The 25,525-nt window shown below is 69.1% G+C and carries 29 protein-coding genes and 1 pseudogene; 16 read left to right on the top strand and 14 right to left on the bottom strand.

The genetic code is table 11. The annotated features are described in order from the left end of the window. Nucleotides 1-58 precede the first annotated feature (58 nt). From LF262_RS13075 to LF262_RS13065, 3 genes are read left to right on the top strand one after another with little or no spacing between them, the layout of a single operon-like run. Nucleotides 59-871, top strand: coding sequence for an alpha/beta fold hydrolase (locus tag LF262_RS13075; RefSeq protein ID WP_235780841.1), 813 nt, complete (start codon nucleotides 59-61; stop codon nucleotides 869-871). Between the two features lie 48 nt (nucleotides 872-919). Beyond that, a complete protein-coding gene (locus LF262_RS13070; RefSeq protein WP_235780840.1) occupies nucleotides 920-1,729 on the top strand; it encodes an alpha/beta fold hydrolase in 810 nt (269 codons plus the stop codon). After that, nucleotides 1,726-2,538, top strand: a complete 813-nt coding sequence (locus LF262_RS13065) for an alpha/beta fold hydrolase (protein WP_235780839.1) — start codon at nucleotides 1,726-1,728, stop codon at nucleotides 2,536-2,538. Before LF262_RS13070 ends, LF262_RS13065 begins: the two co-directional genes overlap by 4 nt. Before the next feature lie 83 nt (nucleotides 2,539-2,621). Here LF262_RS13065 and LF262_RS13060 read toward each other — a convergent pair. Next, a pseudogene (locus LF262_RS13060) lies at nucleotides 2,622-3,264 on the bottom strand (NADPH-dependent F420 reductase). A gap of 77 nt (nucleotides 3,265-3,341) precedes the next feature. On the opposite strand from LF262_RS13060, the gene LF262_RS13055 reads away from it, so the two are divergent. Then, a complete protein-coding gene (locus LF262_RS13055; RefSeq protein ID WP_308190535.1) occupies nucleotides 3,342-4,175 on the top strand; it encodes a uracil-DNA glycosylase in 834 nt (277 codons plus the stop codon). Between the two features lie 40 nt (nucleotides 4,176-4,215). Here the strand turns inward: LF262_RS13055 and LF262_RS13050 are convergent, their stop codons facing one another. After that, a complete protein-coding gene (locus LF262_RS13050) occupies nucleotides 4,216-4,914 on the bottom strand; it encodes a potassium channel family protein (RefSeq protein WP_235780838.1) in 699 nt (232 codons plus the stop codon). After that, the gene (locus LF262_RS13045; RefSeq protein WP_235780837.1) at nucleotides 4,907-6,319 is read right to left on the bottom strand and encodes a TrkH family potassium uptake protein; all 1,413 of its coding nucleotides are present in this window, start codon (nucleotides 6,317-6,319) and stop codon (nucleotides 4,907-4,909) included. Before LF262_RS13045 ends, LF262_RS13050 begins: the two co-directional genes overlap by 8 nt. A 121-nt stretch (nucleotides 6,320-6,440) precedes the next feature. On the opposite strand from LF262_RS13045, the gene LF262_RS13040 reads away from it, so the two are divergent. Together LF262_RS13040 and LF262_RS13035 are read left to right on the top strand one after the other, a co-directional pair. Beyond that, nucleotides 6,441-7,679 (top strand): acetoin utilization protein AcuC, encoded by a 1,239-nt coding sequence (locus LF262_RS13040; RefSeq protein ID WP_235780836.1) that lies wholly within the window; start codon nucleotides 6,441-6,443, stop codon nucleotides 7,677-7,679. Between the two features lie 18 nt (nucleotides 7,680-7,697). Continuing rightward, nucleotides 7,698-8,258 (top strand): ArsR/SmtB family transcription factor, encoded by a 561-nt coding sequence (locus tag LF262_RS13035; RefSeq protein ID WP_235780835.1) that lies wholly within the window; start codon nucleotides 7,698-7,700, stop codon nucleotides 8,256-8,258. Nucleotides 8,259-8,261: 3 nt separating this feature from the next. On the opposite strand, the gene LF262_RS13030 is transcribed toward LF262_RS13035, so the two are convergent. Together LF262_RS13030 and LF262_RS13025 are read right to left on the bottom strand one after the other, a co-directional pair. Further along, a complete protein-coding gene (locus tag LF262_RS13030; protein WP_235780834.1) occupies nucleotides 8,262-9,251 on the bottom strand; it encodes a squalene cyclase in 990 nt (329 codons plus the stop codon). An 82-nt stretch (nucleotides 9,252-9,333) separates the two neighbouring features. Further along, entirely contained in the window at nucleotides 9,334-10,113 is a 780-nt protein-coding gene (locus tag LF262_RS13025) for an IclR family transcriptional regulator (protein WP_235780833.1), read from the bottom strand. A gap of 188 nt (nucleotides 10,114-10,301) precedes the next feature. On the opposite strand from LF262_RS13025, the gene LF262_RS13020 reads away from it, so the two are divergent. From LF262_RS13020 to LF262_RS13010, 3 genes are read left to right on the top strand one after another with little or no spacing between them, the layout of a single operon-like run. Further along, nucleotides 10,302-11,018: a CoA transferase subunit A gene (locus LF262_RS13020; RefSeq protein WP_235780832.1), complete on the top strand. Its 717-nt coding sequence runs from the start codon at nucleotides 10,302-10,304 to the stop codon at nucleotides 11,016-11,018. 27 nt (nucleotides 11,019-11,045) lie between these two features. Further along, complete coding sequence (locus LF262_RS13015) at nucleotides 11,046-11,744, top strand: CoA transferase subunit B (RefSeq protein ID WP_235780831.1); 699 nt, start codon at nucleotides 11,046-11,048, stop codon at nucleotides 11,742-11,744. Next, nucleotides 11,744-12,931 carry an acetyl-CoA acetyltransferase gene (locus LF262_RS13010; RefSeq protein ID WP_235780830.1) on the top strand — a complete coding sequence of 396 codons (1,188 nt, stop codon included), beginning with the start codon at nucleotides 11,744-11,746 and terminating at the stop codon, nucleotides 12,929-12,931. The genes LF262_RS13015 and LF262_RS13010 overlap by 1 nt, the downstream gene beginning before the upstream one ends. A 39-nt stretch (nucleotides 12,932-12,970) precedes the next feature. Here the strand turns inward: LF262_RS13010 and LF262_RS13005 are convergent, their stop codons facing one another. The 4 genes from LF262_RS13005 to LF262_RS12990 all read right to left on the bottom strand — a co-directional run bounded on the left by LF262_RS13005 (nucleotide 12,971) and on the right by LF262_RS12990 (nucleotide 15,911). Beyond that, a complete protein-coding gene (locus LF262_RS13005) occupies nucleotides 12,971-14,026 on the bottom strand; it encodes a zinc-binding dehydrogenase (RefSeq protein ID WP_235780829.1) in 1,056 nt (351 codons plus the stop codon). 130 nt (nucleotides 14,027-14,156) lie between these two features. Beyond that, the gene (locus tag LF262_RS13000) at nucleotides 14,157-14,819 is read right to left on the bottom strand and encodes a hypothetical protein (RefSeq protein WP_235780828.1); all 663 of its coding nucleotides are present in this window, start codon (nucleotides 14,817-14,819) and stop codon (nucleotides 14,157-14,159) included. A gap of 56 nt (nucleotides 14,820-14,875) precedes the next feature. Further along, nucleotides 14,876-15,181, bottom strand: coding sequence for a hypothetical protein (locus LF262_RS12995; protein ID WP_235780827.1), 306 nt, complete (start codon nucleotides 15,179-15,181; stop codon nucleotides 14,876-14,878). 37 nt (nucleotides 15,182-15,218) lie between these two features. Further along, a complete protein-coding gene (locus tag LF262_RS12990; RefSeq protein ID WP_235780826.1) occupies nucleotides 15,219-15,911 on the bottom strand; it encodes an ANTAR domain-containing protein in 693 nt (230 codons plus the stop codon). Between the two features lie 313 nt (nucleotides 15,912-16,224). On the opposite strand from LF262_RS12990, the gene gdhA reads away from it, so the two are divergent. From gdhA to LF262_RS12970, 4 genes are all read left to right on the top strand, one after another. Beyond that, the gene (gene gdhA / locus LF262_RS12985) at nucleotides 16,225-17,565 is read left to right on the top strand and encodes an NADP-specific glutamate dehydrogenase (protein WP_235780825.1); all 1,341 of its coding nucleotides are present in this window, start codon (nucleotides 16,225-16,227) and stop codon (nucleotides 17,563-17,565) included. A gap of 260 nt (nucleotides 17,566-17,825) precedes the next feature. After that, nucleotides 17,826-18,953 carry a 3-deoxy-7-phosphoheptulonate synthase gene (locus tag LF262_RS12980; protein WP_235780824.1) on the top strand — a complete coding sequence of 376 codons (1,128 nt, stop codon included), beginning with the start codon at nucleotides 17,826-17,828 and terminating at the stop codon, nucleotides 18,951-18,953. A gap of 9 nt (nucleotides 18,954-18,962) precedes the next feature. Beyond that, nucleotides 18,963-19,172 (top strand): helix-turn-helix domain-containing protein, encoded by a 210-nt coding sequence (locus LF262_RS12975; protein ID WP_235780823.1) that lies wholly within the window; start codon nucleotides 18,963-18,965, stop codon nucleotides 19,170-19,172. Nucleotides 19,173-19,289: 117 nt separating this feature from the next. After that, a complete protein-coding gene (locus LF262_RS12970) occupies nucleotides 19,290-19,388 on the top strand; it encodes a 30S ribosomal protein bS22 (RefSeq protein WP_003792170.1) in 99 nt (32 codons plus the stop codon). A gap of 139 nt (nucleotides 19,389-19,527) precedes the next feature. On the opposite strand, the gene LF262_RS12965 is transcribed toward LF262_RS12970, so the two are convergent. Further along, on the bottom strand, nucleotides 19,528-20,337 hold the full coding sequence (locus LF262_RS12965; RefSeq protein WP_235780822.1) for an HAD family hydrolase: 810 nt from the start codon (nucleotides 20,335-20,337) through the stop codon (nucleotides 19,528-19,530). Between the two features lie 55 nt (nucleotides 20,338-20,392). Here LF262_RS12965 and LF262_RS12960 point away from each other — a divergent pair, with 55 nt between their 5' ends. Both LF262_RS12960 and LF262_RS12955 read left to right on the top strand, forming a co-directional pair. Beyond that, a complete protein-coding gene (locus LF262_RS12960) occupies nucleotides 20,393-20,647 on the top strand; it encodes a glutaredoxin family protein (RefSeq protein ID WP_235780821.1) in 255 nt (84 codons plus the stop codon). Nucleotides 20,648-20,724: 77 nt separating this feature from the next. Further along, a complete protein-coding gene (locus LF262_RS12955; RefSeq protein WP_235780909.1) occupies nucleotides 20,725-21,492 on the top strand; it encodes a redox-sensing transcriptional repressor Rex in 768 nt (255 codons plus the stop codon). Between the two features lie 69 nt (nucleotides 21,493-21,561). Here LF262_RS12955 and LF262_RS12950 read toward each other — a convergent pair whose 3' ends face one another. From LF262_RS12950 to LF262_RS12935, 4 genes are all read right to left on the bottom strand, one after another. Further along, nucleotides 21,562-22,245 (bottom strand): hypothetical protein, encoded by a 684-nt coding sequence (locus LF262_RS12950; protein WP_235780820.1) that lies wholly within the window; start codon nucleotides 22,243-22,245, stop codon nucleotides 21,562-21,564. 1 nt (nucleotide 22,246) lies between these two features. Next, nucleotides 22,247-23,077: a hypothetical protein gene (locus tag LF262_RS12945; RefSeq protein WP_235780819.1), complete on the bottom strand. Its 831-nt coding sequence runs from the start codon at nucleotides 23,075-23,077 to the stop codon at nucleotides 22,247-22,249. A gap of 176 nt (nucleotides 23,078-23,253) precedes the next feature. Next, the gene (locus LF262_RS12940; RefSeq protein WP_235780818.1) at nucleotides 23,254-23,916 is read right to left on the bottom strand and encodes a secretory carrier-associated membrane protein; all 663 of its coding nucleotides are present in this window, start codon (nucleotides 23,914-23,916) and stop codon (nucleotides 23,254-23,256) included. A 160-nt stretch (nucleotides 23,917-24,076) separates the two neighbouring features. Beyond that, nucleotides 24,077-24,625 carry a YceI family protein gene (locus tag LF262_RS12935; RefSeq protein WP_235780817.1) on the bottom strand — a complete coding sequence of 183 codons (549 nt, stop codon included), beginning with the start codon at nucleotides 24,623-24,625 and terminating at the stop codon, nucleotides 24,077-24,079. Nucleotides 24,626-24,847: 222 nt separating this feature from the next. Between LF262_RS12935 and LF262_RS12930 the strand changes: the two genes are divergently transcribed. Next, nucleotides 24,848-25,516: a histidine phosphatase family protein gene (locus tag LF262_RS12930; RefSeq protein WP_235780816.1), complete on the top strand. Its 669-nt coding sequence runs from the start codon at nucleotides 24,848-24,850 to the stop codon at nucleotides 25,514-25,516. Nucleotides 25,517-25,525 lie beyond the last annotated feature (9 nt).

Raw genomic sequence — 25,525 nt, 5'->3', positions numbered from 1 at the left:
GCGAGCATCGTAAGCATCGCGCGATGTGTTGCCCCGGCCTACGGGCGATTCTTGCACCATGACAACTACCACCGAACAACACGTCATCCTCCTCCCCGGCAGCGTCCTGCCTGCGGCCCTAGCGTACGGCGCCCTCATCGGCGCCCTGTGGGCCCGGCTCGGCGACGGAGTCCACGCTGTCGCGAAGGACCTTGAGGTCTACTCCGGTCCCACCCCGCCGACCGGCTATTCGCTCGACACTGAAGTGGCCGGCGTCGTGCGCGCCGCCCGCGGGCTCGGGTGGGAGACCTTCCACCTCGTGGGGTACTCGGGGGGCGGCGCGTCGGCGCTGGCGTTTGCAGCGAAGCATCCAGAGATGCTCGAGTCGCTTGCGCTGCTTGAGCCAGCCTGGGCCGGCAACTGGGGCTGGAGCCCTGCCCATCATGATCTGTGGGCCCGGTACCAGAAGCTCGAAGCCCTCCCACAGGAGGAGTTCATGGCCGAGTTCGTCCGGCTTGGCGTCCGCCCGGGTGTCACGGCCGGTCTGCCGACAGGCGGAGGGGAGCAGCCGCCGTGGATGGCCCTGCGGCCCGCCGGGATCAGGGCCTTCATGGCCACGTTCGCGACCTACGACCTCGACAGGGACGCTCTGGCCCGCTTCGATCGGCCCGTGTACTTCGCCCTCGGCGCCCTATCCAACCCGGACGAGTACGACGAGATCGCCGATCGGCTCTCCGGCGTGTTCCCGCGCTTTAGGCTTGAGGTCTTCCCTGGTCGCCATCACTTCGATCCGCCGCACCGCGTCGAGCCCGATCGCATTGCCGCATCCCTCGCGCAGCTCTGGGCCGAGGCCCAGACGCCAGCCGCACTCCTGCCCCGACGGTTCGAATAGCGCGATCGCGCGATGCGAGAGCGCCGGGCCGCGCGCACCCTGAAAGGCATGGACACCATCAAGCCCCGCGTCATCCTCCTCCCGGGCGGCGGCGCCCCTGCTGCCCTCGAGTTCTCGGCCCTCCTCACCGCCCTTGGCCCTGATGTGGACGCCGTGGCGAAGGACCTCGAAGTCTTCGCCGGCCCTACCCCTCCGCCCGCGTACACACTCGACGATGAGGTCGCCGCCGTCTTCCGCTTCGCCGACGAGCGGGGTTGGGACCGCTTCCACCTTGTGGGGTATTCAGGGGGCGGCGCCGTGGCCCTCGCGACGGCGGCCCGGGTGCCCGGGCGCCTCGAGAGCCTCGCGCTGTTCGAGCCCGCGTGGGCGGGCAGCTGGGGCTGGACCGAGCCGCACGAGAGGCTCTGGCGCCGCTACGAGGAGTTGCGGAGCCTCCCGCCTCACGAATTCGTCCCCACCTTCCTGGGCCTCCAGGTCGGCCCAGGAATCGCAGTCCACCCGCCGTTCGACCCCGCAGATCCGCCCGTCTGGATGGCCAACCGTCCTGCGGGGATCCTCGCATTCCTCGACACGTTCGCAACCTACGACCTCGACCGTAACGCCCTCGCCGGCCTGGCTGCGCCGGTGTACTACGCCCTCGGCAGCGACTCGAACCCCGACGAGTTCGAGGAGATCGCCACCAAGCTCGCGGGCGTCTTCGATGACTTCCGCCTCGAGGTCTTCGAGGGCCGCAACCACCTCGCTCCGCCTCATGCGCTCGAGCCGGACCGCGTCGCTGGATCCCTCGCGGCGCTCTGGGACGGGGCCTCGCGGACGCCTGCCGGAGCCGGCGCCGCACAGACGGGGGAAGATCCATGATGCAGACACGCTGTGAGACCGTCGCCTCGACTGACGGCACGCCCATCGCCGTGTGGATCACCGGCGAGGGGCCGAGCCTTCTCGCGATCCACGGGACGGCGGCGGACCACACGGCCTGGGACCGCGTGATTCCGCTGCTCGCACCGACAATGACGGTCGCCGTTATTGATCGTCGCGGCCGCGGAGCAAGCGGGGATGCGGAGCGGTACGAGATCGAGCGCGAGGTGGACGACGCCGTAGCGGTGGCCGCCGCGCTCCCCGGCCCGGTGCACGTGTACGGCCACTCCTTTGGCGGATACGTGGCGATGCACGCCGCGCCGCGCATCCCGAACCTCGCGGCCCTCACCCTGTACGAGGGCGGGATCATGCCCGCTGGCATGGAGCTCGCTCCAAGTACGTTCCTGGACGACCTCGACGCGCTCGTCGCCGCCGGGCAGCGGGAGGAGGCCCTCGAGGCCTTCATGCGGCAGAACGTCGGCCTTGACCCGGCCGGCCTCGACGCGCTCAAGGCCCAGCCCAGCTGGCGCGGCCGCGTGGACGCGGTCCACACCATCTCCCGCGAACTCCGGGCCCTGGGAGTACACGGTGCGGATCCGGTGCCCACCAAGGACGTCACGGCACCCGTACAGCTGCTGGTCGGAGGAACGACGGACTCAATGCGCCGGGCATGGTTCGAGAGCCTCGCCGGGCTCTTTCAGGATGTCCGAGTCACGGTCCTGCCTGGCCAGGGGCACATTGCCCATGTGGCAGCACCGGAGCTCCTCGCCGGCGCCCTCTTGGAGTTTGTGGGCCAGCGTGCCGCTGGCTGAGCTGGTGGCCTGCCGCGACGGCGACTGACGCACGACGGCGCGCGCTCGGCGTCGTGGGTCAGTCACCTCCGTGTGGGGTGCTCTCAGATGGTGCGTGGCGCCTTGGCAAGGTTGGCCGTGAGCTCCGCGGCGGTCTGTCGGCCGGCGCTGTACGCAGGGCGGTCGCGCTCGACGCGCCAGCTGTCCGAGCGGCCCGATGTTGACGGTGTCGAAGCCGAACTCGTCGTAGAGTTTTCTCACGAGCTCGCCGGCCTCGTGGGAGTCGCTCGCCGTCGCGAGGGCGCGACGGCCTGGGGCGCCAGCGGGCGTGCCGTCGGTGGTGATGTCCGTGTAGAGGATGTGGTTGAAGCCCTTCGCCACCTTGGACGTCGGGAGGTGTTCCTGGAGGAGCCCAGAGGTGGTGGCCTGCCCTTCGTCGAGGACCTCGATGTGACCGTCGCGCTCCCAGTAGTAGTTGTTCGTGTCGATCACGACCTTGCCCGCGAGCGGCCCCACCGGGACCCGTGGGAGGCTCTTGAGGGGGACCGTGACGACGGCGAAATCGCCAGCCGCTGCGGCGTCCGCGGCTGTCGCAGCTCTAGCCCGGGGACCGAGCTCAGCCACGAGGTCCGCTAGCGTCTCCGGCCCGCGGGAGTTGCTGACCACGACGTCGTAGCCGACCTCCACGGCCTTCCGCGCGATCTGACTGCCGATGCGTCCTGCGCCGATGATTCCTATCGTTGTCATGTCTGGCGCAACCCGCCGCGGGGCACGGCGTATTCCTGTGGGCGGCGCGCGCGCCGTGCGAGGCATACCGTGATGGCATGCACGCTGAGCCACACCCCATGACGGGACAGCCCTTCGACTCACCCGTCCCACCCGGGACGGGGTGGCCCGGGGATCCCGCGACGCGCGGGACACCGGTGGCACTCACCGCAGTGGACGTCGCGCGGCTCGCGGCCGACGCCGCCACCGTGCACGAGGTCGACGCGATGAGCTCCGTGTGCCGAGCGTGCCCGCGGCTCGTCGCATGGCGGGAGTCAGTGGCAACCGGGAACCGGCGGGCGTCCTTCGCGCACCAGCCGTACTGGGGCCGGCCGGGACCCTCGTTCGGCGACCCCACGGCGTCGAGGCTCATCGTGGGCCTGGCGCCCGCCGCCAACGGCACGAACCGCACGGGCCGCATGTTCACGGGGGACCGCTCCGGTGACTGGCTCTACGCGGCCCTGCACCGCACGGGGTACGCGAGCCAGCCGACGTCCGTCGCGGCTGGCGACGGCATGACACTCACGGGGGTCCGCGTGGTCGCCTCAGTGCGCTGCGCACCTCCAGAGAACCGGCCGACGCCGGCCGAGCTCGCCACCTGTGGGCACTGGCTCGACCGCGACCTTGCCCTCACGGCCGCCTCGCCCGCGGGGCTCGAGTCGATCCTCGCGCTCGGCGGGGTGGGGTGGAATGCGGCGCTCGCCGCAGCCCGCAGGCTCGGCTGGGCCGTGCCGCGCCCCAAGCCGATGTTCGGACACGGCGCCGAGGAGCACTTGGGGCTCCCGGACGGCGGCGCAGTCCGGCTGCTCGGCTGCTACCACGTGAGCCCGCACAACACGTCGACGAGGCGTCTCACCGAACAGATGCTCGACGCCACGCTGCGCCGGCTCTGAGCCCGGCTACCGCGGGCGTCCCGAATGGCTGGGAAGGCGGCTACGGACGCGCGGCGAACCGCTCCAGGAGGTCAACGTGGCCCGAGACGATGAGCATGTCCCGGCCCGAGACCTTGGTGTGGGGCTGGGCGTAGGTGAAGTCCTCGCCGGGGCTCTTGACCCCCACGATCGTCACCCCGTACTTCGAGCGCACGCTCGATTCGGCGAGCGTGAAGCCCTGGGTCTCCTTGGGCGGGTACATCTTGACGATCGCGAAGTCGTCGTCGAATTCGATGAAGTCCAGCATCCGCCCCGAGACCAGGTGCGCTGCGCGCACCCCTGCATCCGCCTCGGGATAGATCACGTGGTTCGCCCCGATACGGGCGAGGATCTTGCCGTGGGAGGGCGTGATCGCCTTGACCCAGAGGTGCTCGATGCCGAGATCCACGAGGTTGGCCGCGATGAGCACAGAGGACTCGATGGAGGTGCCCACGCCGACCACGGCGGACTGGAACTCCTGGGCGCCGAGTTGGCGGAGCGCATCGATGTTGGTCGCGTCTGCCTGGACCACGTGTGTGAGCGTTCCCGACCATTTCTGGACGAGGTTGATGTCCCGTTCGATGGCGAGGACCTCGCGACCCTGCTTGACGAGCTGCTCGGCGGTTGCGGCGCCGAAGCGGCCGAGCCCGATCACGAGGACGGGCGCGGAGGGATTCGGGCGCCGGTTTGCCGCCGCCGTGCTGGGCGTGGGATTAGCCAATGATCGGCCTCTCTTCCGGATAGTGGTACAGCTGGATGCGCTGGCGGACGGACAGCGCGGAGGCGAGCGTAATCGTGCCGAGGCGGCCGGCGATCATGAGGCCCGTCAGCACGTACATGCCCGCTGGGGGAGACTCGGCGCTGAGCCCGGAGCTCAGGCCGCACGTGGCGAAGGCTGAGATCACCTCGAACAGGACCCGGTCGAGGGACTGCTGTGTGATGGCGGACATGAGGAACGAGCCTACGAGGACAAGGGTGGCCCCGGCCACGATGACCGAGATCGCGACCCGCAGCGCGCTCTGCGGGATGGTGCGCCCGTACACCTTGACGTCCGCATCTCCTCGGGCCTCCGCAAGGATGGCGAGGAAGAGCACGGCGACCGTGGTGACCTTGATGCCGCCTGCGGTCGAGGCCGAGCCGCCGCCGGCGAACATGAGGGCATCAGTCAGGAGCTGGGTGGTCCCCTCCATGTGGTTCTGGTCCACCAGGTTGAATCCGCAGGAGCGGGTCATGATGGACGCGAAGACCGCGTGGATGAGCTTGTCCCCAACGCTCATGGAGCCGATGGTGCGAGGGTTGTCCCACTCCATCCATCCCCACAGCACACCGCCGATGAGGACGAGGATCGCCGAGACCTGGATGGTGAGCTTGACGTGCAGGCTCCACCTCCGCCAGCGGAAGCCCGCCTGGCGCAGGCCGAGGATCACGGGGAACCCGAGCGAGCCCACGAACGCGCCGACCGCCAGGGGCACGAGGATCCACAGGTCTTCCTCGTAAGGGACAATTCCGTCCGAGTGCGGTGTGAAGCCGGCGTTGTTGAACGCGGAGATCGAGTAGAACACCCCGTGCCACAGCGACTGCCACAAGCCCTCGCCGAGTGCCAAGAACCTGCCGGTGAGCACAACCGCGAGGGAGCCCTCGATCACCACCGAGGTCATGATCACCACGCGCAGGAGCTCGCCGACCTCACCGAGACGGCTCGAGTTGTTCAGTGCCTCTTGGGCGATCAGCTTGCTGCGCAGGCCGAGCCGCCGGCTGACCATGAGCGTCAGGAGCGATGCGATGGTGAGCGTGCCGAGGCCTCCGACGAAGATGCCGAGCAGGATCACGAACTGGCCGAAGAACGTCCAGTGCGTCGCCGTGGAGACAACCGTCAGCCCCGTCACGCACACAGCCGAGGCCGCTGTGAACAGAGCCTCGTGGAGAGGAGTGACTTTGTCCTCTGCGGAGGCGACGGGAAGCGAGAGCAGGAGCGTGAACACTATGATCACGGCCGCGAACGCGAGCATCGCGAGCCGTGCGGGGGAGGATGCAGCAACCCGGTCGACGACGTCCCGCAGCCCGGTCAGGGGGCCGAGTCCTTCGCGCTGGGGTGCCGGCTGCCACGTCGGCTTGATCTGGGCCATCGAAAGCGTGTCCTGTGTGTCCTGGTCGCCCAGAGGGGCCGGGCGGCGGCTTCGTGTCACAGTAAACCACCAACCATGCCCCCGGGGCCGCATGGGAGCGGCCGTCCGGTAACCTAGCTGCATGTCCGAGGGTGCAGCGCAGCAGGCCAGCGGCCCGGCCAGCGCGATCCGGCGGGTCGAGTACCCCACCCTCGTAGCCTGGAGTGAAGACCTCCTGGCCTACAACTTCGGCAGGCACCACCCCATGAGTCCCGCACGGCTGGATCTCACCGCGCGCCTGTGCGAGGCGCTCGGGCTGTTCGGCCTCCCGTTCGTGCGGCTGGCCGAGCCGGCTGTGGCCACTGACGACGAGCTCGCCACGGTGCACACGCGCGAATACATCGCCGCCGTCCGCCGCGTGAGCGAGAACCCCGAGGTGCCTGACCCCGATCGGGGCCTCGGCACCGAGGATGATCCGGCCTTCTCCGGCATGCACGAGGCCAGTGCACGCCTGGTCGGCGGCTCGCTCGCGGCAGCCGAGGCGATCCTGTCAGGCTCGGCGCTCCACGCCGTGAACTTCGGGGGCGGCATGCACCATGCGGCTGCGGACCGGGGCAGCGGCTTCTGCATCTACAACGACGCCGCCGTCGCCATCCAGCGGCTCCTCGACCGCGGGGTGGCGCGCGTGGTCTACATCGACACCGATGCGCACCATGGCGACGGCACCGAGCGGATCTTCTGGGACGAGCCGCGCGTCATGACCATCTCGCTCCACGAGAGCGGTCTGACGCTGTTCCCGGGGACGGGCTTCCCCACCGAGGTGGGCGGCCCTTCGGCCGAGGGCACCGCCGTCAACGTCGCGCTGCCGGCCGGGACCAGGGATGCCGGGTGGCTGCGAGCCTTCCACGCGATCGTCCCCCAACTGGTCGAGGCGTTCCGCCCCGAGGTGATCGTGAGCCAGCACGGCTGCGACGCACACCACCTCGACCCGCTGACGAACCTCCAGGTCACCGTGGACGCCCAGCGGGAGGTGGCCCTGTCGGTCTCGGCCCTCGCGCGGAGGTTCTGCGAGGGCCGCTGGATCGCCACGGGAGGCGGTGGGTACGAGGTTGTGCAGGTGGTTCCGCGCTCGTGGGCGCACCTCGTCGGCATCGCCGCGGGCCACCCGGTGAGCCTGCAGACACCAACGCCGCAGCCTTGGCGCGACTACGTGCGCGAGGAGTACGGCAAGAACGTCCCGGCGCTCATGGGCGAGGACGCCGACCTGTGGTGGCGCTCATGGGAGATCGGCTTCAACCCGAACGATCCCGTGGACCGCGCTGTCATGGCCACCCGCAAGGAAGTCTTCCCGCTGCACGGGCTCGATCCGTGGTTCGACTGAGATGGGTAGGCTGGGAGCATGGTGACTGACATCTTCGCCGTCATCGCGGACCGCACACGCCGGGACATCCTGGAGACGCTGCGCGGCGGCGACAAGGCAGTGGGCGAGCTCGTCGATGCTCTCTCCGCGAGCCAGCCCACGGTGTCCAAGCACCTCAAGGTCCTCCGCGACGCCGGCCTCGTCACCACCCGGGCCCAGGGCCAGAAGCGCTTCTACACACTCCGGCTCGAGCCGCTCGCCGAGGTGGGCGGCTGGCTCGAGGCACTGCGCACGACGGCGCCGTCCCCGGCTGACACCGCCGTCCCACCGGCCGCCCCAGCGGCTCCGGCATCGTCCGCTGAGCTCGCCGCGTCAGAAGAGCCGGCGGTGCTCGCGCCGTCCACGGGGCCGAGACCCCTTGACCACCCCACCGGTCCAGGCGAGGACGCCGCGCTGGTGGCCGCCGCCTTTGTGCCTCATTCCGGGGAGAGGGGTACGGAGGCGAGCCGCCAGGGGCAGATCCAGCGCTCGGTCGAGCGGGCTGCAGCCCGGGCCACGGAGCTCATGGCGAACCTGCCGAAGTTCGGCCGTCGGAAGTAGGCCTCACGCCGCCGGGGCGCCGTCCCACCAGTCGAGTGCACGGGCGGCGTAGAACGTGAGCCACTTCGAGGGCTCGCCGGGTGGAACGTCCACCTCGAACCACACCCTCCCGGGAAACCGGTGTTCCTGGAGCCATGTGCCGTCCTCGCTCCGCTTGTCCCGCAGGATGCCGATCACCTCGGCCATCCGGGGGTCCGGAGGGGTGGCGTCGTGCAGGGAGGCTTCGCGGAAGTAGTCCGCGGCGCGGAGCGCTGTGTACTGCCAGCGGAACGGATAGGCGAGGACGCCGAACCAGGGCTGGACGAGCTCGCCAGTGGTTTGGCGGCGGAGGGCGCCGCGGGAGAGGAGGTATTCCTCGCCCGCCTTCCGGGCCTCGCGCAGCGGTTCCACCAGCTCCCACGGGCTGAGGCCCGAGTTCTCGTAGTACAGGATCGCCCTGAGCGCGTTGAGGGTCGAGTTGAAGGACGAGCGGACCGAGCCGTTGACCCATTCGCAGTTCCATCCGCCCTCGTCCATCTGGTGCTCCACGAACCACCGGGCCAGGCCCTCCACGTCGGCTCCGAGCCAGGCTCCGTTGGCGAGAGTGGCCGCGTTGATGCACACATCCACCTCGCCGCCCCAGTACGGGAGGTCCTCGTACTCCCATCGGCTGTTCGCGGCCAGCTTCTCAGCCGTCCCGGTCAGGGCAGTGGCGTCGAGGCCCCATTCGCGCAGGGTGGTGAGGGTCCAGGTCGTGGCTGTCCAAGGCTGCCCTGCGTCTGTGGAGGCCTCGGGGCCGTGGAAGTCGAAGTCAGAGGGGAAGAATGCGCCGCCGGCCCATTGGCCGTCCGCGTCCTGGAGCGCGAGCAGCCGCGCGCCGAAGCCATCCGCGGCGACCCTCGTCCGGGTTTCCTGCCAGATGTCCGACGGCGCGTGGAGCAGATCGCGTTCGACCTGCCAGCGGAGCGCCGGGTCGGAGTCCAGGAGCCAGTCGGTCAGGGCGGAGTCGACCATGCCGCCTACCCTACGCGTCGCGGCGGATGCCGGGGGAGGGCGCGGGGACTATCGCCCCTAGTGCCGCGGATGCGCAATCCGCTCAGGCCCGCGGCGCGGCGATGGCGGTCGAGAGCCGGTGCGCCTCGGCCATGAGCAGTTCTCCGAGCTCCTCCCGCCGGCCGGGACGGAAGCGCGGTTCGATGCCCGTCAGTGACAGCGCCCACCCTGGTCTGCCTGCCGGGTCGAACACGGCTGCGCCGAGTCCGTAGGAGCCCTCGACGATGAGCCCGGGGTTGACCGAATACCCCAGCTCGCGTGTCTCTGCAAGCTTCGCCCGGAGGGGACCCGCCGCGTGGGAGGGGCCGTACTCGGCGGCGCGCTCGCCGTCGTCGGTGATGATCGGCTCGGCCTCTTCTCCGGGCATGAAGGCAAGGATCGCGATCCCGGCCGAGGCGACGCCGAGCGGGAACCGCTTGCCTTCGTAGAGCACGAACGAGCGCACCGGGAAGCTGCCCTCCTCGCGGGCCAGGCACACCGTCTCGTCTCCGCGGCGGATTGACAGGAACGCCGACTCGCCGGTGGCCTCGGCGAGGTGGCGGAGGGCGGGCCGCGCGAGATGCTCGACGGCGAACCGGCCGGCCGCGACCGTCCCCATGACGTACAGTTCTGGGCCCAAGTGCCAGCGTCCTGTGTCCTCGTCCAGGTCGAGGAGGCCGTTGCCGGCGAGGGCCTTCAGGAGGCGGTGGACCGTGGGTCGGGTCAGGCCGGAGGCGCGGACGATCCCGGCGAGTGAGAGTCCGGCGCCTCCGGCCTTGGCGATGATGTGCAGCAGGAGCGCGATGCGTCCCACTACCTGCGTGCCCTGGATGTCAGACACCACGCCCTCAGCCCCTCCGGAGAAATACGCCACAATGTGGACAGGATAGGCCAGATCTGCCACTAGGTGAACACATCAGCGCCCATGTCCTTGTGATCGCCGTCATATCCCGCCTACGCTCACAGACCAGAAGAGTCCATAAAGTGGCGCCGACGGATACGCGAAGGCGCAGCGAGCTCGAGGAGGAGCACATGCCCACGATCCACACCGACGCTGCAGAGGCCCTCGCCGGGGCGCTCGCCGACGGGATGACGCTCGCCGTCGGGGGATTCGGCCTCAGCGGAATTCCGGCTGATCTCATTGACGCCGTCCGCGATTCCGGCGTCAGCGGGCTCACGGTCGTCTCCAACAACATGGGCGTCGACGGCAAGGGGCTCGGCGTCCTCATCGAGGCCGGCCAGGTGGCGAAGGTGATCGCGAGCTACGTGGGAGAGAACAAGCTGTTCGCGCAGCAGTACCTCGCCGGTATGCTCGAGGTCGAGTTCACCCCCCAGGGTACTCTCGCAGAGCGGCTGCGCGCCGGCGGTGCGGGGATTCCCGCCTTCTACACGAAGACCGGGGTGGGCACGCTCGTGGCTGAAGGCAAGCCGCATGAGACGTTCGAGGGCGAGCTGTACGTCCAGGAGCGGGGGATCGTGGCCGATGTCGCGCTCGTCCATGCCCACACCGCGGACGCTGCGGGCAACCTCGTCTACCGGTATACCGCGCGGAACTTCAACCCGGTCGTGGCCACGGCCGGGCGGCTCACGGTCGCCGAGGCCGAGCACATCGTGCCTGCTGGCGAGCTCGACCCCAACCTCATCGTCACCCCCGGCGTGTTCGTCCAGCGGCTCGTGCCCGCCACGGACCGGGTGAAGCACATCGAGCAGGTCACGACTCGGCCCCGGCCCGCCGCCGCGGTGGCCTGACCTCATACGAGCAAGAAGGAGACCTCCATGTCCTGGACCCGTGACGAGATGGCGGCCATCGCCGCCACCGAGCTTTCCGACGGCGACTACGTGAACCTCGGGATCGGCATCCCGACCCTCGTGGCCAACAACCTCCCCGACGGCGTGACCGTGCACCTCCAGAGCGAGAACGGCCTGCTCGGGATGGGCCCGTTCCCCTATGAGGGGGACGAGGACCCGGACCTCATCAACGCAGGCAAGCAGACTGTCACGGTGCTGCCGGGCGGCTCGATCTTCGACTCTGCGACGAGCTTCGGCATGATCCGCGGCGGCCACGTCAAGGTCGCGGTCCTCGGCGCGATGCAGGTCTCCGGCTCGGGGGATCTGGCCAACTGGCAGATCCCCGGCAAGATGGTCAAGGGGATGGGCGGGGCCATGGACCTGGTGGCGGGGACACCGCGCGTCGTCGTGCTCACCGAGCACGTCGCCAAGGACGGCTCGCCCAAGATCGTCTCCGAGTGCACCCTCCCGCTCACCGGCGTCGGCGTGGTGGACCGGATCATCACGGACCTCGCCGTCTTCGACGTGGTTCAGGATCCAGCGCACGACGGCGCGCGGCGGCTCACGCTCGTGAGGCTCGCCCCCGGCGTCGGGCTCGACGAGGTGCGGGGGAAGACCGAGGCGGAGTTCGACGTCGCGCGAGAAGCGGGCGAGGCGGACGAGGCGCTCGCGGAGGTGGTGCGCTGATGGCATTGAAGGACCAGTTCGTCAAGGACGTCCTGCTCACAGGGTGGGGCCACACTGCCTTCGGCAAGCTCGAGGGCGAGACGCTCGAGTCCCTCATCGTGTCCGCGGCCGCGGAGGCGATCGGGAACTCGGGTCTCGAGCCGGGCCAGATCGACGAGATCTACGTGGGGAACTACAACGCGGGCATGGTGCCTCTTGCGTTCACGTCCTCGCTCGCGCTGCAGGTCTCAGACGAGCTTGCCAACGTCCCGGCCACACGGGTCGAGAACGCGTGTGCCTCCGGGTCCGGCGCGTTCCAGCAGGGCGTCAAGGCGCTCCTGGCAGGCACGGCGCGCAACGTCCTGGTGATCGGCGCCGAAAAGATGACCGCCGCGGGAGTGGACACCGTGGGCGCCGCGCTCCTCGGAGCCGGATACGAGTCGGCAGGCCACCCGTCGAGCACCGGCTTCACCGGCCTGTTCGCCGAAGTGGCTCGCGCCTACGAGGAGCGGTACGGGTCCGTCTCCGACGTGCTCGGCTCGATCGCCGCCAAGAACCACCACAACGGCATGGCCAACCCGTACGCGCACATGCACCGCGACTTCGGCGTTGAGTTCTGCCGGACGGTCTCCGAGAAGAACCCGATGGTCGACGCGCCGCTGCGGCGCACCGACTGCTCCCCGGTGTCCGACGGCGCCGCCGCCCTCGTGCTCTCCGCCGACCACGCGCCGTCGGCCGTCGCCGCACCCGTTCGCCTGGCCGGGTTCGGTCAGGCGAACGACTTCCTCCCGTCAGCCAAGCGCGATCCGCTCGAGTTCGCCGGCTCCCGCGCGGCATGGGCCAGGGCGCTCGAGATGGCCGGAATCGGACTCGCGGATCTGGACCTCGCCGAGGTCCACGACTGCTTCACCATTGCCGAGCTCCTCATGTACGAGGTCATGGGCCTGGCCGAGCGCGGCAAGGGCTCCGTGGCCATCGAGGACGGCTCCGTCTTCCGTGGTGGCCGGTTCCCGGTGAACCTCTCGGGCGGTCTGAAGGCCAAGGGGCACCCGGTGGGTGCCACGGGGGTATCGCAGCATGTCGTCGCCGCAATGCAGCTGTCCGGGACGGCCGGGGAGATGCAGCTCCCGGGCGCGCGCAGGGCCGCGGTCCACAACATGGGCGGCCTCGCGATCGCCAACTACGTGAGCGTGCTCGAGGCTGTCTGAGCGACTGTCCCCGTGAGCGGAAGAGCCGTGGTCTCCCCGCTACCCGGCGGTGATGATCACCTTGAGCGCACGCTCGGCGGCAGCATTGGAGAACGTCTCGTAGGCATCCATGATCTGCTCGAATGTGAAACGGTGCGTGACAAACTTGGCCGGGTCGATCGCGCCTGCAGTGATCTTGTCGAGGAGCTCAGGGGCCGTCGTCGCGTTCACCAGGCCAGTCGTGACGGTGATGTTGTTGATCCAATCACGGTCGATCGGGAACTCGACCGGCTTGCCGTGGACGCCCACGTTCGCGACGCGGCCACCGGGCCGGATGGAGTCGAGGGCAGCGGTAAAGGTCGCCGGAATGCCGACGGCCTCGATGGCCACGTCGACGCCGAGGCCGTCACGGCTGAACTTCTTGAGCTCGGCCACGACGTCGACTCCCTCCCGCACAGTGACCGTGTCAGTGGCGCCGAACTTCTTCGCCTCCTCGAGCCGGTACTCGTTGCCGTCCACGGCGATGACCTTCGACGCTCCGGCCGGGCCCGCCGTCATGATCGCCGCGAGGCCCACGGGACCCGCCCCGACGACCGCGACGACGTCGCCCTCCTTGACCTGTCCGTACAGGACCCCGATCTCATAGCCGGTGGGGAGGATGTCGCTGAGCATCGCACCCTGCTCCGCACTGACGCCGTCCGGGAGCGGAATGAGACCGTTGTCCGCGAACGGCACGCGCACGTACTCGGCCTGGGTGCCGTCGATGAGGTGGCCGAAGATCCAGCCGATGCCGCCCACCCGCTGGCAGTGCGAGGTGAGGCCCGCCTTGCAGAAGTCACAGTCCATGCACTTGGTGATGCACGAGACGATCACCCGGTCGCCGACCTTGACCTTCGTGCAGTCCGGGCCCACTTCGGTGACCACACCGACGCCCTCGTGGCCGAGGATGCGGCCGTCTGTGACCGCGGGAACGTCCCCCTTGAGGATGTGCAGGTCCGTGCCGCAGATCGTGGTGGTCTCGATCCTGACAATTGCGTCCGTGGGATCGTGGAGGGTGGGATCCGGGACCTCCTCCCAAGCCTTCTGGCCGGGGCCGTGGTAGACGAGTGCTTTCATGGCGGGATCTCCTCGACACGCAGATGGTTGCACTGAGCTCGCAGAGGGCAGGGCCTCCACTCGTGAACTTATAGCGCCCAGAGGCGTCCGGATACGGCCCTTGGACCCTCTACGGCCGGGCCCCATGGCCCTAGAGGCCAGAGGGGAAGGCGTAGGAACTCGGAGTGGGGACCGTGCTGGCACCGCTGCCGTGCACAAGGGCGATCTCGGCATGGGGCTTGAGGACAACATCCCGGGGGTTGCCCGACTGCTTGGTCCCGTTCACGTAGACAGTCCAATCCGTGACATCGGAGTGTGGCCCTGCGGATGCGCTCGAGGTCCCGTCGAGGACACCCCATTCGGCCAAGACCTGTCCCAGAGTGTAGGTCTGCCCCGTCGTGGGGGCTTCGATGTGGATGACACCGGAAGTGTCGTGGGTGTGGAGGGCCGAGATGCCGTTCGGCCGTCCGTTGGCGCCGAAACTGAAGCCGATCTCGGCGGGAACGGGGACGGTCTTGCCGTCGGCGATCACGTCGAGGTGGGCATGGAAATGCTCTGCGGTGCCCTCCTCGGTCAACACGGTGAGCCCTGCGGCCTTGATGTTGGTGGCACCGTTGGCCGGAACTAGGCCCCATTCTGCCCCCGCAGACGTGGACGGGCCCGCAGTGGCCCCGCTTGTTGCTGCAGGCGTGGACGGGGCTGCAGCAGCTCCGCTTGATGATGCAGGCGTGGTGCCCGTCGGCGTGCCCGAGCAGGCCGACAGGGCGACGGCCATGGCCGAGAGCGCGATGAGGATGGCAGGCTTGTGCTCCACGAGCGGCCCCTTTCGTTCGACAGGAAGGAAGGATGGGCTTTCCCGCCGTCCGAAGGTCACGCCGGACGCCCGTGCCACTGCGGCCCCACGGTCCGGCGCCGCACCTGGTGGGCCTCGACCCAGAACTCCCGTGCTCCTCGATAGTAGGACAGAGACCAGAGCACTTGCACGAGCACGTGGGCGCCGGTCCACGCTTGGGCGAAGCCCTTCTCGATGCGGTCCGGGCGTTCATCGTCGAACGTCAGGCGCACCCACACGGGCGGGGCGTGGCGTGAGCGGACCGTGCGAAGCGCGTTCAGGGTTTCCGCTGGGACGACAACGGGATACGGCTCGGGCTCGCCGAGCAGATTCAGCCCACTCATGGATGGATCATCACAGCGGGCTCCGACACTCCCGGGCCTACTCGGTGAACACGGTCTGGGGCAGATTCGGATGGACGCGCTGGACGAGGTCTGCGGCGACCTCCCGGAGCTTGATGTTCCTGTTGTTGGACGCCCTCCGCAAGACATCGAACGCCTCGTCTGCGGAACAGCGGTTCTGGGCCATGATCACGCCGACGGCCATGTCAATGATCGTGCGGCTCTGCATCGCCAGCGCTCGATGCTGGGCGATCTCCTCGCTGTCCGCCAAGCGCACGGCGAGCCGCAGCACCCCCGAGGCCTCGTTCCGCACCCGGCCGATGCCTGCAAGCAGCGCCCGCCTGTGGTCCGGATCTGCCGGCACCCTCCCGATGATGGCCAGCGCGGCGCGCGCGGTGGGGCCGGCGTTGGCCGGGACAACGAGGAGCCCGGCCTGCGCGCCCCATGCGATGCCCGAGGCCCACGTCGAGGGTAGCCCGAGCCTCGCCGCAGTTCGGGCGCGGTCCAGTGCGGTGGCGAGGTCGTCGTCGTCGTCCGCGAGCCGCTTCTCGACCACACGTGCCAGCGCGGGGCTGCTGCCCGCGGTGAGCGCCGGCTGGTTCCGACGCCGCAGCACGAGGGCGCAGTCGGAGGCACCGAGGCGCTGGAGGTGCTCGTGGGTGTGGGCGGTGAGGGCGGTCAGGAGTGCTTGGGGTTCCGTGACCGCCAGCAGGAGGTGGACCAGTTCGTGCATCGTGCGGTGCGGGGGCCGGGCGGCGATGAGGGCGCTCCTTCGGACGCGCGGACTGCTGGGAGCGCATGCCGCGATGAATGGAAGGTGCCCGGTTCTTGAGCGCACGGCACCACGGCTCGGCCAGTGGTGGTCCTTTGATCATCTTTGATGACGTGCCCAGACCCGGTCAAATCGACGGGCTGGCCGCCGACCCGGTGTTCGGGCCCGGTTCATCCCGCGGTCCGGATTCCCCGAGGGGTATTCCGTTCTGGAATACTTGCCATGCCCGTTGGGGGAAACAGCGGGCACGCACCATCCATTGTGAGGGGTCACCATGCACGCCGAGCTGCTTGCCGTCCGAGACCAGGTCCACGCCCGGAACCCCGGCGAAGTCGAGTTCCACCAGGCCGTCGACGAGGTCTTCGAGAGCCTCGGGCCCGTCATAGAGCGCCACCCCGAGTACGTCGAGGCCGCCGTCCTCGAGCGGCTCTGCGAGCCCGAGCGCCAGATCATCTTCCGCGTGCCGTGGACCGACGATTCCGGCAGGGTCCAGATCAACCGCGGCTTCCGAGTCGAGTACAACTCCGCACTCGGCCCGTACAAGGGCGGCCTTCGCTTCCACCCCTCCGTCTACCTCGGCATCGTCAAGTTCCTCGGCTTCGAGCAGATCTTCAAGAACGCCCTCACCGGCATGCCGATCGGCGGCGGCAAGGGCGGCTCGGACTTCGACCCGCGGGGCCGCTCCAAGGCCGAGGTCATGCGGTTCTGCCAGTCCTTCATGACCGAGCTGTACCGGCACCTTGGCGAGCATACCGATGTCCCGGCCGGCGACATCGGCGTGGGCGGGCGCGAGATCGGCTACCTGTTCGGCCAGTACAAGCGCATCACCAACCGCTACGAGTCCGGCGTGCTCACCGGCAAAGGCCTCAGCTGGGGCGGCTCACTCGTCCGACCGGAGGCCACGGGCTACGGCACCGTGCTGTTCGCCAACGAGATGGCCAAGACCCGGGGCCGCAGCCTCGAGGAGCGCCGGGTCGTGGTGTCCGGATCGGGCAACGTCGCGATCTACGCGATGGCCAAGGCGCAGCAGCTCGGCGCCAACGTCGTGGCGTGCTCCGACTCGGACGGCTTTGTGGTCGACGAGGGCGGGATCGACGTCGACCTAGTCCGCCAGATCAAGGAGGTCGAGCGCGGGCGGCTCAAGGAGTACGCCGTGCGCCGGGGTGCGGGCGTCTCCTACGTGGAGGGCGCCAGCGTATGGGACGTCAACGCCGAGGTCGCGCTCCCGTGCGCCACGCAGAACGAAGTCGGCGAGGCAGCTGCCACGCGCCTCGTGGCATCGGGTGTCACCGTCGTGGCCGAGGGCGCAAACATGCCCTGCACACCTGAGGCGATCGCCGTGTTCCAGAGCGCCGGGGTGCTGTTCGCCCCCGGGAAGGCCGCCAACGCTGGCGGCGTCGCCACGTCTGCGCTCGAGATGCAGCAGAACGCGAGCCGTGACTCCTGGACGTTCGAGTACACCGAGCAGCGCCTTACTGAGATCATGGTGGGCATCCATGACCGGTGCGCCCAGACTGCCGAGGAGTACGGTGCGCCCAGCAACTACGTGCTCGGCGCAAACATCTCCGGCTTCGTCAAGGTCGCCGAGGCGATGCTCGCGCAGGGCCTCGTATGACCTCCTTCTAGCGAACCGCCGCCCGTGATCGATGTCCACGATACGGGCGGCTGTTTGCATCTTGGACCGCGCGGCTCTTACCGTAGGTCCATGTTCAAGCGTTGGTATGCGTATTTTGCGTTGGCTCTGGAGGGCCAAGCGTAGATTTCGTCGCGTACCGACTCCAGAGCCAACAGGGCAGGGACCTCATGGTCCTTGCCCTTTGCCATATCAACGGCAGGCTCTGGCCCACTCGGGGCCTGTCAGGACAAGGACAGACCATGAACCCGAGCAGTACTGCCGCCACTGACACATCGACGAGCAACCTCCGCGTCGCCGAGTTCACCCCGCTTCCCACCCCGGGTGACCTCCTCGAGGAACTGCCGTTGAACGAGGCCGCCGCGCGTGCGGTCGCCCGCGGCCGCGACGAGGTGCGTGCCATCATGGACGGCGTCGACGACCGGCTGCTCGTGATCGTCGGCCCCTGCTCGATCCACGATCCCGAGGCGGGGCTCGAGTACGCGTCCAGGCTCGCCGCAGTCGCCCGCGAGGTCCGCCAGGACGTGCTCGTGGTGATGAGGACATACTTCGAGAAGCCGCGCACCACGGTGGGCTGGAAGGGCCTCATCAACGACCCGGACCTCGACGGCAGCCACGACATCGCCGGAGGCCTGCGGGCGGCGCGTCGCTTCCTCCTGGACGTCCTCGAGCTCGGCCTCCCCACGGCCACGGAGTTCCTCGAGCCGATCAGCCCCCAGTACACCGCGGACGCCATCGTGTGGGGGGCCATCGGCGCCCGCACCACCGAGAGCCAGATCCACCGCCAACTCGTCTCCGGCCTCTCCGTGCCGGTCGGGTTCAAGAACGGCACGGACGGCGGGCTCCAGATCGCGATCGATGCGTGCGGCGCCGCGGCCGCTTCCCAGGCCTTCCTGGGGATTGACGACGCCGGGCGGGCGGCTCTCGTGGCCACTGCCGGCAACCCGGACACGCACCTCATCCTGCGTGGGGGCTCCGACGGCCCGAACTACTCCGCTGCGCACGTGCAGGCTGCCTCGGCAAAGATGGCGGGCAAGGGGCTCAACCCGCGGGTGATCGTGGACGCGAGCCACGCCAACAGCGGCAAGGACCATCATCGCCAGGCCGAGGTGGCACTTGAGATCGGCGCGCAGCTGGCCGCAGGCGGTGAGGCCGCGGAGGCTGTGGCCGGCGTCATGCTCGAGAGCTTCCTCGTGGGTGGAGCGCAGGCACTCGATGTCGCCGAGCTCGCCGCCGGCCGTTCGCAGCTCACCTACGGGCAGAGCGTCACGGACAAGTGCATGGAGTGGGGCATCACCGCGCAGGTCCTCGGGCACCTCGCCGGCGCCGTTCGTCATCGCCGCATTCACAACGGTCACTCCAACAACTAGAGTATTCGCATGGCTGCGGTGGACTTTTCCTCCTCGCGTTTCCTCACGGTCGCTGAGGTTGCCGAGATGATGCGTGTGTCGAAGATGACGGTCTACCGCCTCGTGCACTCGGGCGAGATGCCGGCGGTGCGGTTCGGCCGTTCCTACCGTGTTCCTGAGGGGGCGGTAGAGGAGTACCTGCGCAAGGCCGTGGTGGACGGACGGAGCGAGACTGCCTGACGGGTGCTGTATTCTGTTCAGGAACGTTTTACGTCACGTCACCAGCAGTTGGTTGCCAGGCGCCTTGAGCGCGGCCGGCCAGCAGCCCGGGGCATCAACTATCTGTAAGGAACTTACGTGGGTTCGGTTATCAAGAAGCGCCGCAAGCGCATGGCCAAGAAGAAGCACCGCAAGCTGCTGCGCAAGACTCGTCACCAGCGCCGCAACAAGAAGTAGGCGCCCCTCGCGGGCATTGGTGTGAAGTGAGGCCCGTCCCGGTCGCGGGACGGGCCTCACGCGGCTTTTGGCCACACTGCCCCCACCGTCCCGTCGAGGCCACTTGACCCTTTGAGGGCCGAGGCCAGGGGCAGGAGTGCTAGCGGCGGATCCGTGCGTATCCGCGCCACAGTCCGTACAGCGCTCCGCCCACGGTCGCCGCCTTGAGCCCGAGCGTCGCGGCACGGCGGCCGGCCCGGAAGTCGTAGATCGGCCAGTTGTGCGCGTTCGCATGCGCGCGCAACCGGATGTCCGGGTTGATCGCCACGGGGTGTCCCACGAGGGTCAGCAGCGGGATGTCGTTGCGCGAGTCGGAGTACGCCCAGCACCGCCGCAGATCGAGCCCCTCGCGCTCGGCGAGCCCGGACACGGCCGAGGCTTTGGCCGCTCCGTGCAGGATCTGCCCGACGAGGCGTCCCGTGTAGGCGCCGTCCTCGATCTCGCCGACAGTCCCCAGGGCGCCCGTGAGCCCGAGGCGCTCGGAGATCACCGACGCAACCTCGATCGGCGTCGCGGTCACGAGCCATACCCGGCGACCCACACGGAGGTGCTGTTCGGCGAGGGCCTTGGTGCCGGGCCAGATCCGAGACTCGATGAACTCGTCGTACACCTCGTGCCCGATTGTCGCCACGTCCGCTGTCCGAATGCCCGCGGCCAGCGCGAGCGCTGAGGACTGGATCGAGCGGACGTCCTCGAGGCTCTCGCCACGGAAGAGGAACGCGGCATGCTTCCACGCGTACCCGACGGCGTCCCGGAGAGTGAACGCCTTGCGCTCGTACATCTTGCGAGCTACATGAAACAGGCTCGCGCCCTTCATGAGGGTGTTGTCCACGTCGAAGAAGGCTGCCTCGCCGGCGCGTTCAAGCGGTGCAGGGCGGGCCGGGGCCTGCGCCTTCTTCTCTCCGGGCATGGGTCAGAGTCTAGCGATTCACAGCTGGCCCACAGACGCGCGCTACCGTTGACCCATGCGTGAACCCGAGATCGTCCTGGTGACCAAGAACCAGTGCCACTTGTGCGAGGCGGCGCGGGAAACGGTCGCAAAGGTGGCCTCGGAGGCCGGCCTCGGCTGGGCGGAGCGGCGCATTGACGACGACGCCGCCCTCCGGGACCGCTTCGCGGAAGAGGTCCCGGTGGTGCTCGTGGACGGGATCCAACGCGACTTCTGGAAGATCGACGAGGCCAGGCTCCGCCGCACCGTGGAGGCGGCGCGGCGCGGCTGAACGACATTTGGCCCGTGCCGCGCCCGGAACTTAGAGTGAGTGCGGTCCGCCGACACGGCGCCGGGATTGGAGTGGCAGTGGTACGACGGGCGAGGAACGGAGGGGACACCCCGGGCTCGGCGCCCGACGAGAAGGGACTTCCGCCCGCCGTCGTCGCGCGCCTCACCGTCTACCTGCGCGCACTTAACTCCTACCTGGCCGACGGCGTGGACAGGGTCTCCTCTGATGCCCTCGCGGAGGCATCCGGGGTGAGCTCCGCGACGCTCCGCAAGGACCTTTCGCAGCTGGGCTCGTACGGCACCCGGGGCGTGGGCTATGAGGTCGAGAACCTCCTGCAGCACCTCTCCGCGGCGCTGGGCCTCACGCGAGACTGGCGTGTGGCGATTGTTGGCGCCGGGAACCTGGGGCGGGCCTTGGCCCGCTACGGCGGCTTCGGTACCCGCGGGTTCGATGTCGTGGCCCTCCTGGACAGGGACCCCCAGATCATCGGAAACGAGATCGGCTGGCTGCGCGTTTCTGACGCGGCGAAGCTCGAGGCCGTCTTTGCGCGCACCCGAACCAACATGGCCGTGCTCGCACTCCCGGCGTCCGCGGCGCAGGGGGTCTGCAACCAGGTCGTCGCCGCAGGGGTCCGCAGCATCCTCAGCTTCGCCCCCACGATCCTCCAGGTCCCGCCCGGCGTCACCCTGCGCAAGGTGGACATGGCCACCGAGCTCCAGATCCTCGCCTACCATGCCCAGCGCGGCGAATCGGGCGGTGAGACGGGAGAGCCCGCGGCGGGCGCGCAGGAATCCTCGCCTGTCGGGCACGACGCCGCCACCCCCCACCGGGGGCGTCCCGCCTGAGGCGCCTACCGCCGTCGTGCGCCGCGGTGTGCTGATGGTCGGGAGGGACAGCCCGGGTGGCGGGGAAGGTCAGCGGAGGTATCCACCGCCGAGCTTCGCGGCGCGCCGAGCGGCGAAGTACCGGCTTGAGGGGCGCAGCCACATGAGCACGGCGGCCGCCAGATACAGGAGAGCGGCGGCGGCTGACGTCACGTAGACGAACACGGGGAACGGGAACAGGACCGCAGTGGGTACAGAGATGGCCGTGAGGATGACCGCGTTCATGAGGTAGCCCACGAGCGAGAGGCCAGTCATCACCGTCAGCAGGATCCGGACCCAGCCCATGCCCGCGCGGATGCCCAAGGCGAGGAGCACGGCGATTGCGACGGTTGCGATCGACGAGATCCACACGATCGGTGCCGAGACCGTGACGAACTGCTCGGCGAACGCCCCCGCAGTGCGCCGGCCGGAAGCCGTGATGGCTTCTCTTGCTGCCTCCTGGATGTAGAGGCGCATCCAGTCGAGGACCGCAGGAATGGTCGCGAGCGGCAGGACAGCAGCTGCGATGAGCATCCAGAACGCGAGCGTAATGGTCGTGGGCCGGGGAATGCCGCCTACCGGTGACATTCCGGGGAACGTACCGCTCGGCATCTGGCTGGGCCATGGGCCTTGGTATGCGCCCTGGGGAGGGAGGGGGGCGTAGGCCGGCCGGTCCGGCTGGTTGGGCTGGTACGGCTGTTCCTGATACGGGGGCGGCGTCGGCTCAGGGCTCATGTCACTGTCCGTAGGGGTTGCCGAAGGTGGGTCCCTTCGGGGTGTTGTACGGGTTGGCGAACGAGTTCTTGGCGTTCAGGAACGCGGTGACTCCGGGCCGGAACATCGTCACGACTCCGGCGACGGCCAACCCGATCGTGATGAGCGAGAACAGGCCCCCTGAGAAGAAGGCGCCGAGGGTGAGGCACAGGAACACCGTTCCCAGCGCACGTGCCCAGCGGCGGCCTCTTGAGAGGAAGACGCCGCACAGGACGAGGACGATCGCGTTGACCACCGCACCCGCCACAGCGAACCACACGAGCGTGCCGAGGATCTGACGGAACTGCTCAAAGGAAATGCCGGACGAGGCGCCTCCGGCCTGGTTGAAGAGGTCCCTGAGGGCGCCCGTCGGAGTGTTGAGGGTGACCATCGTGGCGAAGAAGCCGATCACTACCTCCGCGGCAGCGGTGGCGAAGAGCAGGATCGATGCCTTCCGCACCGCCGAGCGCTGCTCCTGCGGACCGGGTACACCGTAGCCCGGCGCCGAGCCGTACATCCCCGGTTGCTGCCACTGCGACTGGCCGTACGAGGGCTGCTGCCAAGGCTGCTGGCCGTAGCCCTGGCCCTGCTGGCCGTAGCCCGCGCCGGGCTGCCCATGGGCCGGGGGCTGCTGCCCGCTGCCGTCGTACCCCGGGGCGTACTGGCCGTAACGGGGTGCGGGACGCCCCGTCCGTCCCTCAGGGTCCTGCTGCTGGCCTCGGGCCTGCGAGCCCTGCGCGCCGGGCTCCCGCTGCGGAGGTTCCTCGGGCCCGGGCTGCTGCGAGCCGTTCGGAGGGACGTCAGGCGTGCTCATGGGGGTCCAATCGTTGAAGGTGGCCCGGCGGGAGCATCTGGCGCGCCCCCGACGCGTTGCCCTCACTGTATCGCCCGAGGCCGCCGCGCCGGCACCCCTGCCCTGAGGCTGGAAGCACCCCTGGACTGTGGAAGGATGCCGGTGCAGCCGCCCTACCGGGTTCGGCCGTGCGGGCTTCAGCCGCGACCGGACATCTGCCTGAACCATGTCCGTGATTTGGGCAGCCACAGGAATACGGTGCCGACCACGGCGAGCAGGGACGGGATCATGCTCAGGCTCGGGCCACCGAGCTGGCCGAGGAAGCTGAAGACGGAGAGGACTCCGAGCACGGTCAGGACGATCCGGCCCCACTTGGCACCCTCCTTGGCGCGGATGGCGCAGAAGAGCCAGAGGGCCGAGAAGACTACGCCGAATGCGAGGCCGATCAGGGCCGCCACGAAGACGAACGCGCCGTACCGGCCCGGGAGCACGAACAGGTTGATGAGCCCGGCGAGGACGTTGAGGGCGGAGGCGGCGAGCCACAGGTAGTAGGAGATCTTGACTTCCTGCTGCACCCCATCAGTGTTGGTGAGGCGAATGCCGAAGACGCGCCTGTCGAGGCCGAACGTGTTCACGGGCGGGGCCGGGTAGCCGAGCCCGGCAGGCCCTTGCGCCGCACCGTACGGTGGGAAGGGGGGCTGCTGCGGGTACTGCGGTTGCTGGTACTGGGGGGCCTGGGGCGGGCCGGAGGGGTTCTGGCCATAGGGGCTCTGGCCGGACGGGTTCTGGCCGTACGGCTCCTGGCCGTAGGGGTTCTGCGCGTGCGGGTCCTGGGGTGCAGGAGGGATGGGTTCGCTCATGCGGCCCACTGTATCCGCGCAGAGGCATCGTCACGAGGGCGGCGCGGGAAACCAGCCGACGTAAACGGCCCCGCCGCCAGATGTTCACTGGCGGCGGGGCCGCAATGGGCCCGGCCGTTCACACGGTCCGCGGGCGCCGCGCCTGCTGGCGCGGCAGGGCTCAGGCCTGCGGGGCGACGAACGCGAGGTCGAGGGAGATGACGACCTTGTCGGAAACGAGCACGCCGCCGGTCTCGAGGACAGCGTTCCAGGTGAGGCCGAACTCCTTGCGCGAGATGGTCGTCTCGCCGGAGACGCCGGCGCGGGTGGCGCCGAACGGGTCGACCGCGATGCCGGTGAACTCGGTCTCGATGGTGACCTCCTTGGTGACGCCCTTGATCGTCAGGTTGCCGGTGACGTCGTAGTCGTCACCCTTGGCCACGATCGAGGTCGATTCGAAGGTGATCTCCGGGAACTGCTCCACGTCGAAGAAGTCGGCGCCCTTGACGTGGCCGTCGCGATTGGCGTCACCGGAGTCGAAGGAGGCGGTCTTGATGGCGGCAGTCGCCTTCGTCTCGGCGGCGGTCGAGCCGACCTGGACGGTGGCGGACGCCTCCTGGAAGCGGCCACGGACCTTGCTGATGCCCGCATGGCGGACGGTGAAGCCGATCTCGCTGTGGGAGCCGTCGAGGGTCCAAGTGCCGGTGGTGAGGCCATGGGGGAGGGTCACGGGATTTCTCCTGTCTAGAATTTGATTGAAGCGTCAAGCAACTGCGTGTATCCATGAAAACATGCAGGTGCATGGACCGCAAGAGCGTGTGTTCGAGGTTACACAGGGAACTCTAGGGTGCCCGTGGTAGTTCTACTACCTGTAGAATCTTCGGGGTGGTTGTCTGGCCGCGCCGTCCCGGCGATTTCGCCGCCGCCCGCAACCTTTGAGAAACTGGATGACATGCCCTCCTCTACCGTCCATCTGCTGCGCCACGGCGAGGTGCACAACCCGGCCGGCGTGCTCTACGGCCGGCTGCCGGACTTCCATCTCTCCGAACTGGGCCGTCAGATGGCGGAATGCCTCGCCGATCACTTCGCCCAGCGGGCGCACGACGGCGCGCGGTTCGTCCTGCTCGCGGCCTCACCTCTGACGCGGGCCCAGGAGACGGCCGCGCCTACCGCGCGGGCCCTCGGCCTGGAGATCGAGACGGAACCGCGCATCATCGAAGCGGAGAACCACTTCGAGGGCCTCAAAGTGACCCCGCGTGAGCTTCTCCGGCCCAGGCACTGGCGCTACCTCCTCAATCCGCTGCGCCCCTCGTGGGGGGAGGCCTACGAGGCTCAGGCGGAGCGTGTCCTTGACGCAGTGGGCGACGCGGCCCGCACCGCCATCGGCCGTGGGGGAGAGGGCGCCGAAGCCATACTCGTGGCGCACCAGCTCCCCATCTGGGCCGCCCGGCTCAAGGCCGAGGGCCGTAGCCTCGCCCACGACCCGCGCCGCCGCGAGTGCACCCTCACGTCCCTGACCTCGCTCACGGTCGACACCGCGACGGGTGCCGTCATGGACGTCCGTTACACCGAGCCCGCCGCCCGCCTCCTGCCAGGCGCCGCCGCGACACCGGGGGCCTGAATGGCCCAG

The sequence above is a fragment of the Sinomonas notoginsengisoli genome (assembly GCF_021554725.1).
GTDB lineage: Bacteria > Actinomycetota > Actinomycetes > Actinomycetales > Micrococcaceae > Sinomonas > Sinomonas notoginsengisoli.
This window is presented reverse-complemented; position numbering and strand designations above follow the sequence as displayed.

Coding starts and splice junctions, on each gene's coding strand:
- LF262_RS12995 (WP_235780827.1), bottom strand. CDS start 15,181: ATGAGTGGGCTGAATCTGCTCGGCGAGCCCGAGCCGTATCCCGTTGTC.
- LF262_RS12945 (WP_235780819.1), bottom strand. CDS start 23,077: ATGAGCACGCCTGACGTCCCTCCGAACGGCTCGCAGCAGCCCGGGCCC.
- LF262_RS13020 (WP_235780832.1), top strand. CDS start 10,302: ATGCCCACGATCCACACCGACGCTGCAGAGGCCCTCGCCGGGGCGCTC.
- LF262_RS12950 (WP_235780820.1), bottom strand. CDS start 22,245: ATGAGCCCTGAGCCGACGCCGCCCCCGTATCAGGAACAGCCGTACCAG.
- LF262_RS13055 (WP_308190535.1), top strand. CDS start 3,342: ATGCACGCTGAGCCACACCCCATGACGGGACAGCCCTTCGACTCACCC.
- LF262_RS12980 (WP_235780824.1), top strand. CDS start 17,826: ATGAACCCGAGCAGTACTGCCGCCACTGACACATCGACGAGCAACCTC.
- LF262_RS13030 (WP_235780834.1), bottom strand. CDS start 9,251: ATGGTCGACTCCGCCCTGACCGACTGGCTCCTGGACTCCGACCCGGCG.
- LF262_RS12975 (WP_235780823.1), top strand. CDS start 18,963: ATGGCTGCGGTGGACTTTTCCTCCTCGCGTTTCCTCACGGTCGCTGAG.
- LF262_RS13075 (WP_235780841.1), top strand. CDS start 59: ATGACAACTACCACCGAACAACACGTCATCCTCCTCCCCGGCAGCGTC.
- LF262_RS12930 (WP_235780816.1), top strand. CDS start 24,848: ATGCCCTCCTCTACCGTCCATCTGCTGCGCCACGGCGAGGTGCACAAC.
- gdhA (WP_235780825.1), top strand. CDS start 16,225: ATGCACGCCGAGCTGCTTGCCGTCCGAGACCAGGTCCACGCCCGGAAC.
- LF262_RS13070 (WP_235780840.1), top strand. CDS start 920: ATGGACACCATCAAGCCCCGCGTCATCCTCCTCCCGGGCGGCGGCGCC.
- LF262_RS13010 (WP_235780830.1), top strand. CDS start 11,744: ATGGCATTGAAGGACCAGTTCGTCAAGGACGTCCTGCTCACAGGGTGG.
- LF262_RS13045 (WP_235780837.1), bottom strand. CDS start 6,319: ATGGCCCAGATCAAGCCGACGTGGCAGCCGGCACCCCAGCGCGAAGGA.
- LF262_RS13035 (WP_235780835.1), top strand. CDS start 7,698: ATGGTGACTGACATCTTCGCCGTCATCGCGGACCGCACACGCCGGGAC.
- LF262_RS12960 (WP_235780821.1), top strand. CDS start 20,393: ATGCGTGAACCCGAGATCGTCCTGGTGACCAAGAACCAGTGCCACTTG.
- LF262_RS13005 (WP_235780829.1), bottom strand. CDS start 14,026: ATGAAAGCACTCGTCTACCACGGCCCCGGCCAGAAGGCTTGGGAGGAG.
- LF262_RS13065 (WP_235780839.1), top strand. CDS start 1,726: ATGATGCAGACACGCTGTGAGACCGTCGCCTCGACTGACGGCACGCCC.
- LF262_RS12940 (WP_235780818.1), bottom strand. CDS start 23,916: ATGAGCGAACCCATCCCTCCTGCACCCCAGGACCCGCACGCGCAGAAC.
- LF262_RS13015 (WP_235780831.1), top strand. CDS start 11,046: ATGTCCTGGACCCGTGACGAGATGGCGGCCATCGCCGCCACCGAGCTT.
- LF262_RS12990 (WP_235780826.1), bottom strand. CDS start 15,911: ATGCACGAACTGGTCCACCTCCTGCTGGCGGTCACGGAACCCCAAGCA.
- LF262_RS12965 (WP_235780822.1), bottom strand. CDS start 20,337: ATGCCCGGAGAGAAGAAGGCGCAGGCCCCGGCCCGCCCTGCACCGCTT.
- LF262_RS13040 (WP_235780836.1), top strand. CDS start 6,441: ATGTCCGAGGGTGCAGCGCAGCAGGCCAGCGGCCCGGCCAGCGCGATC.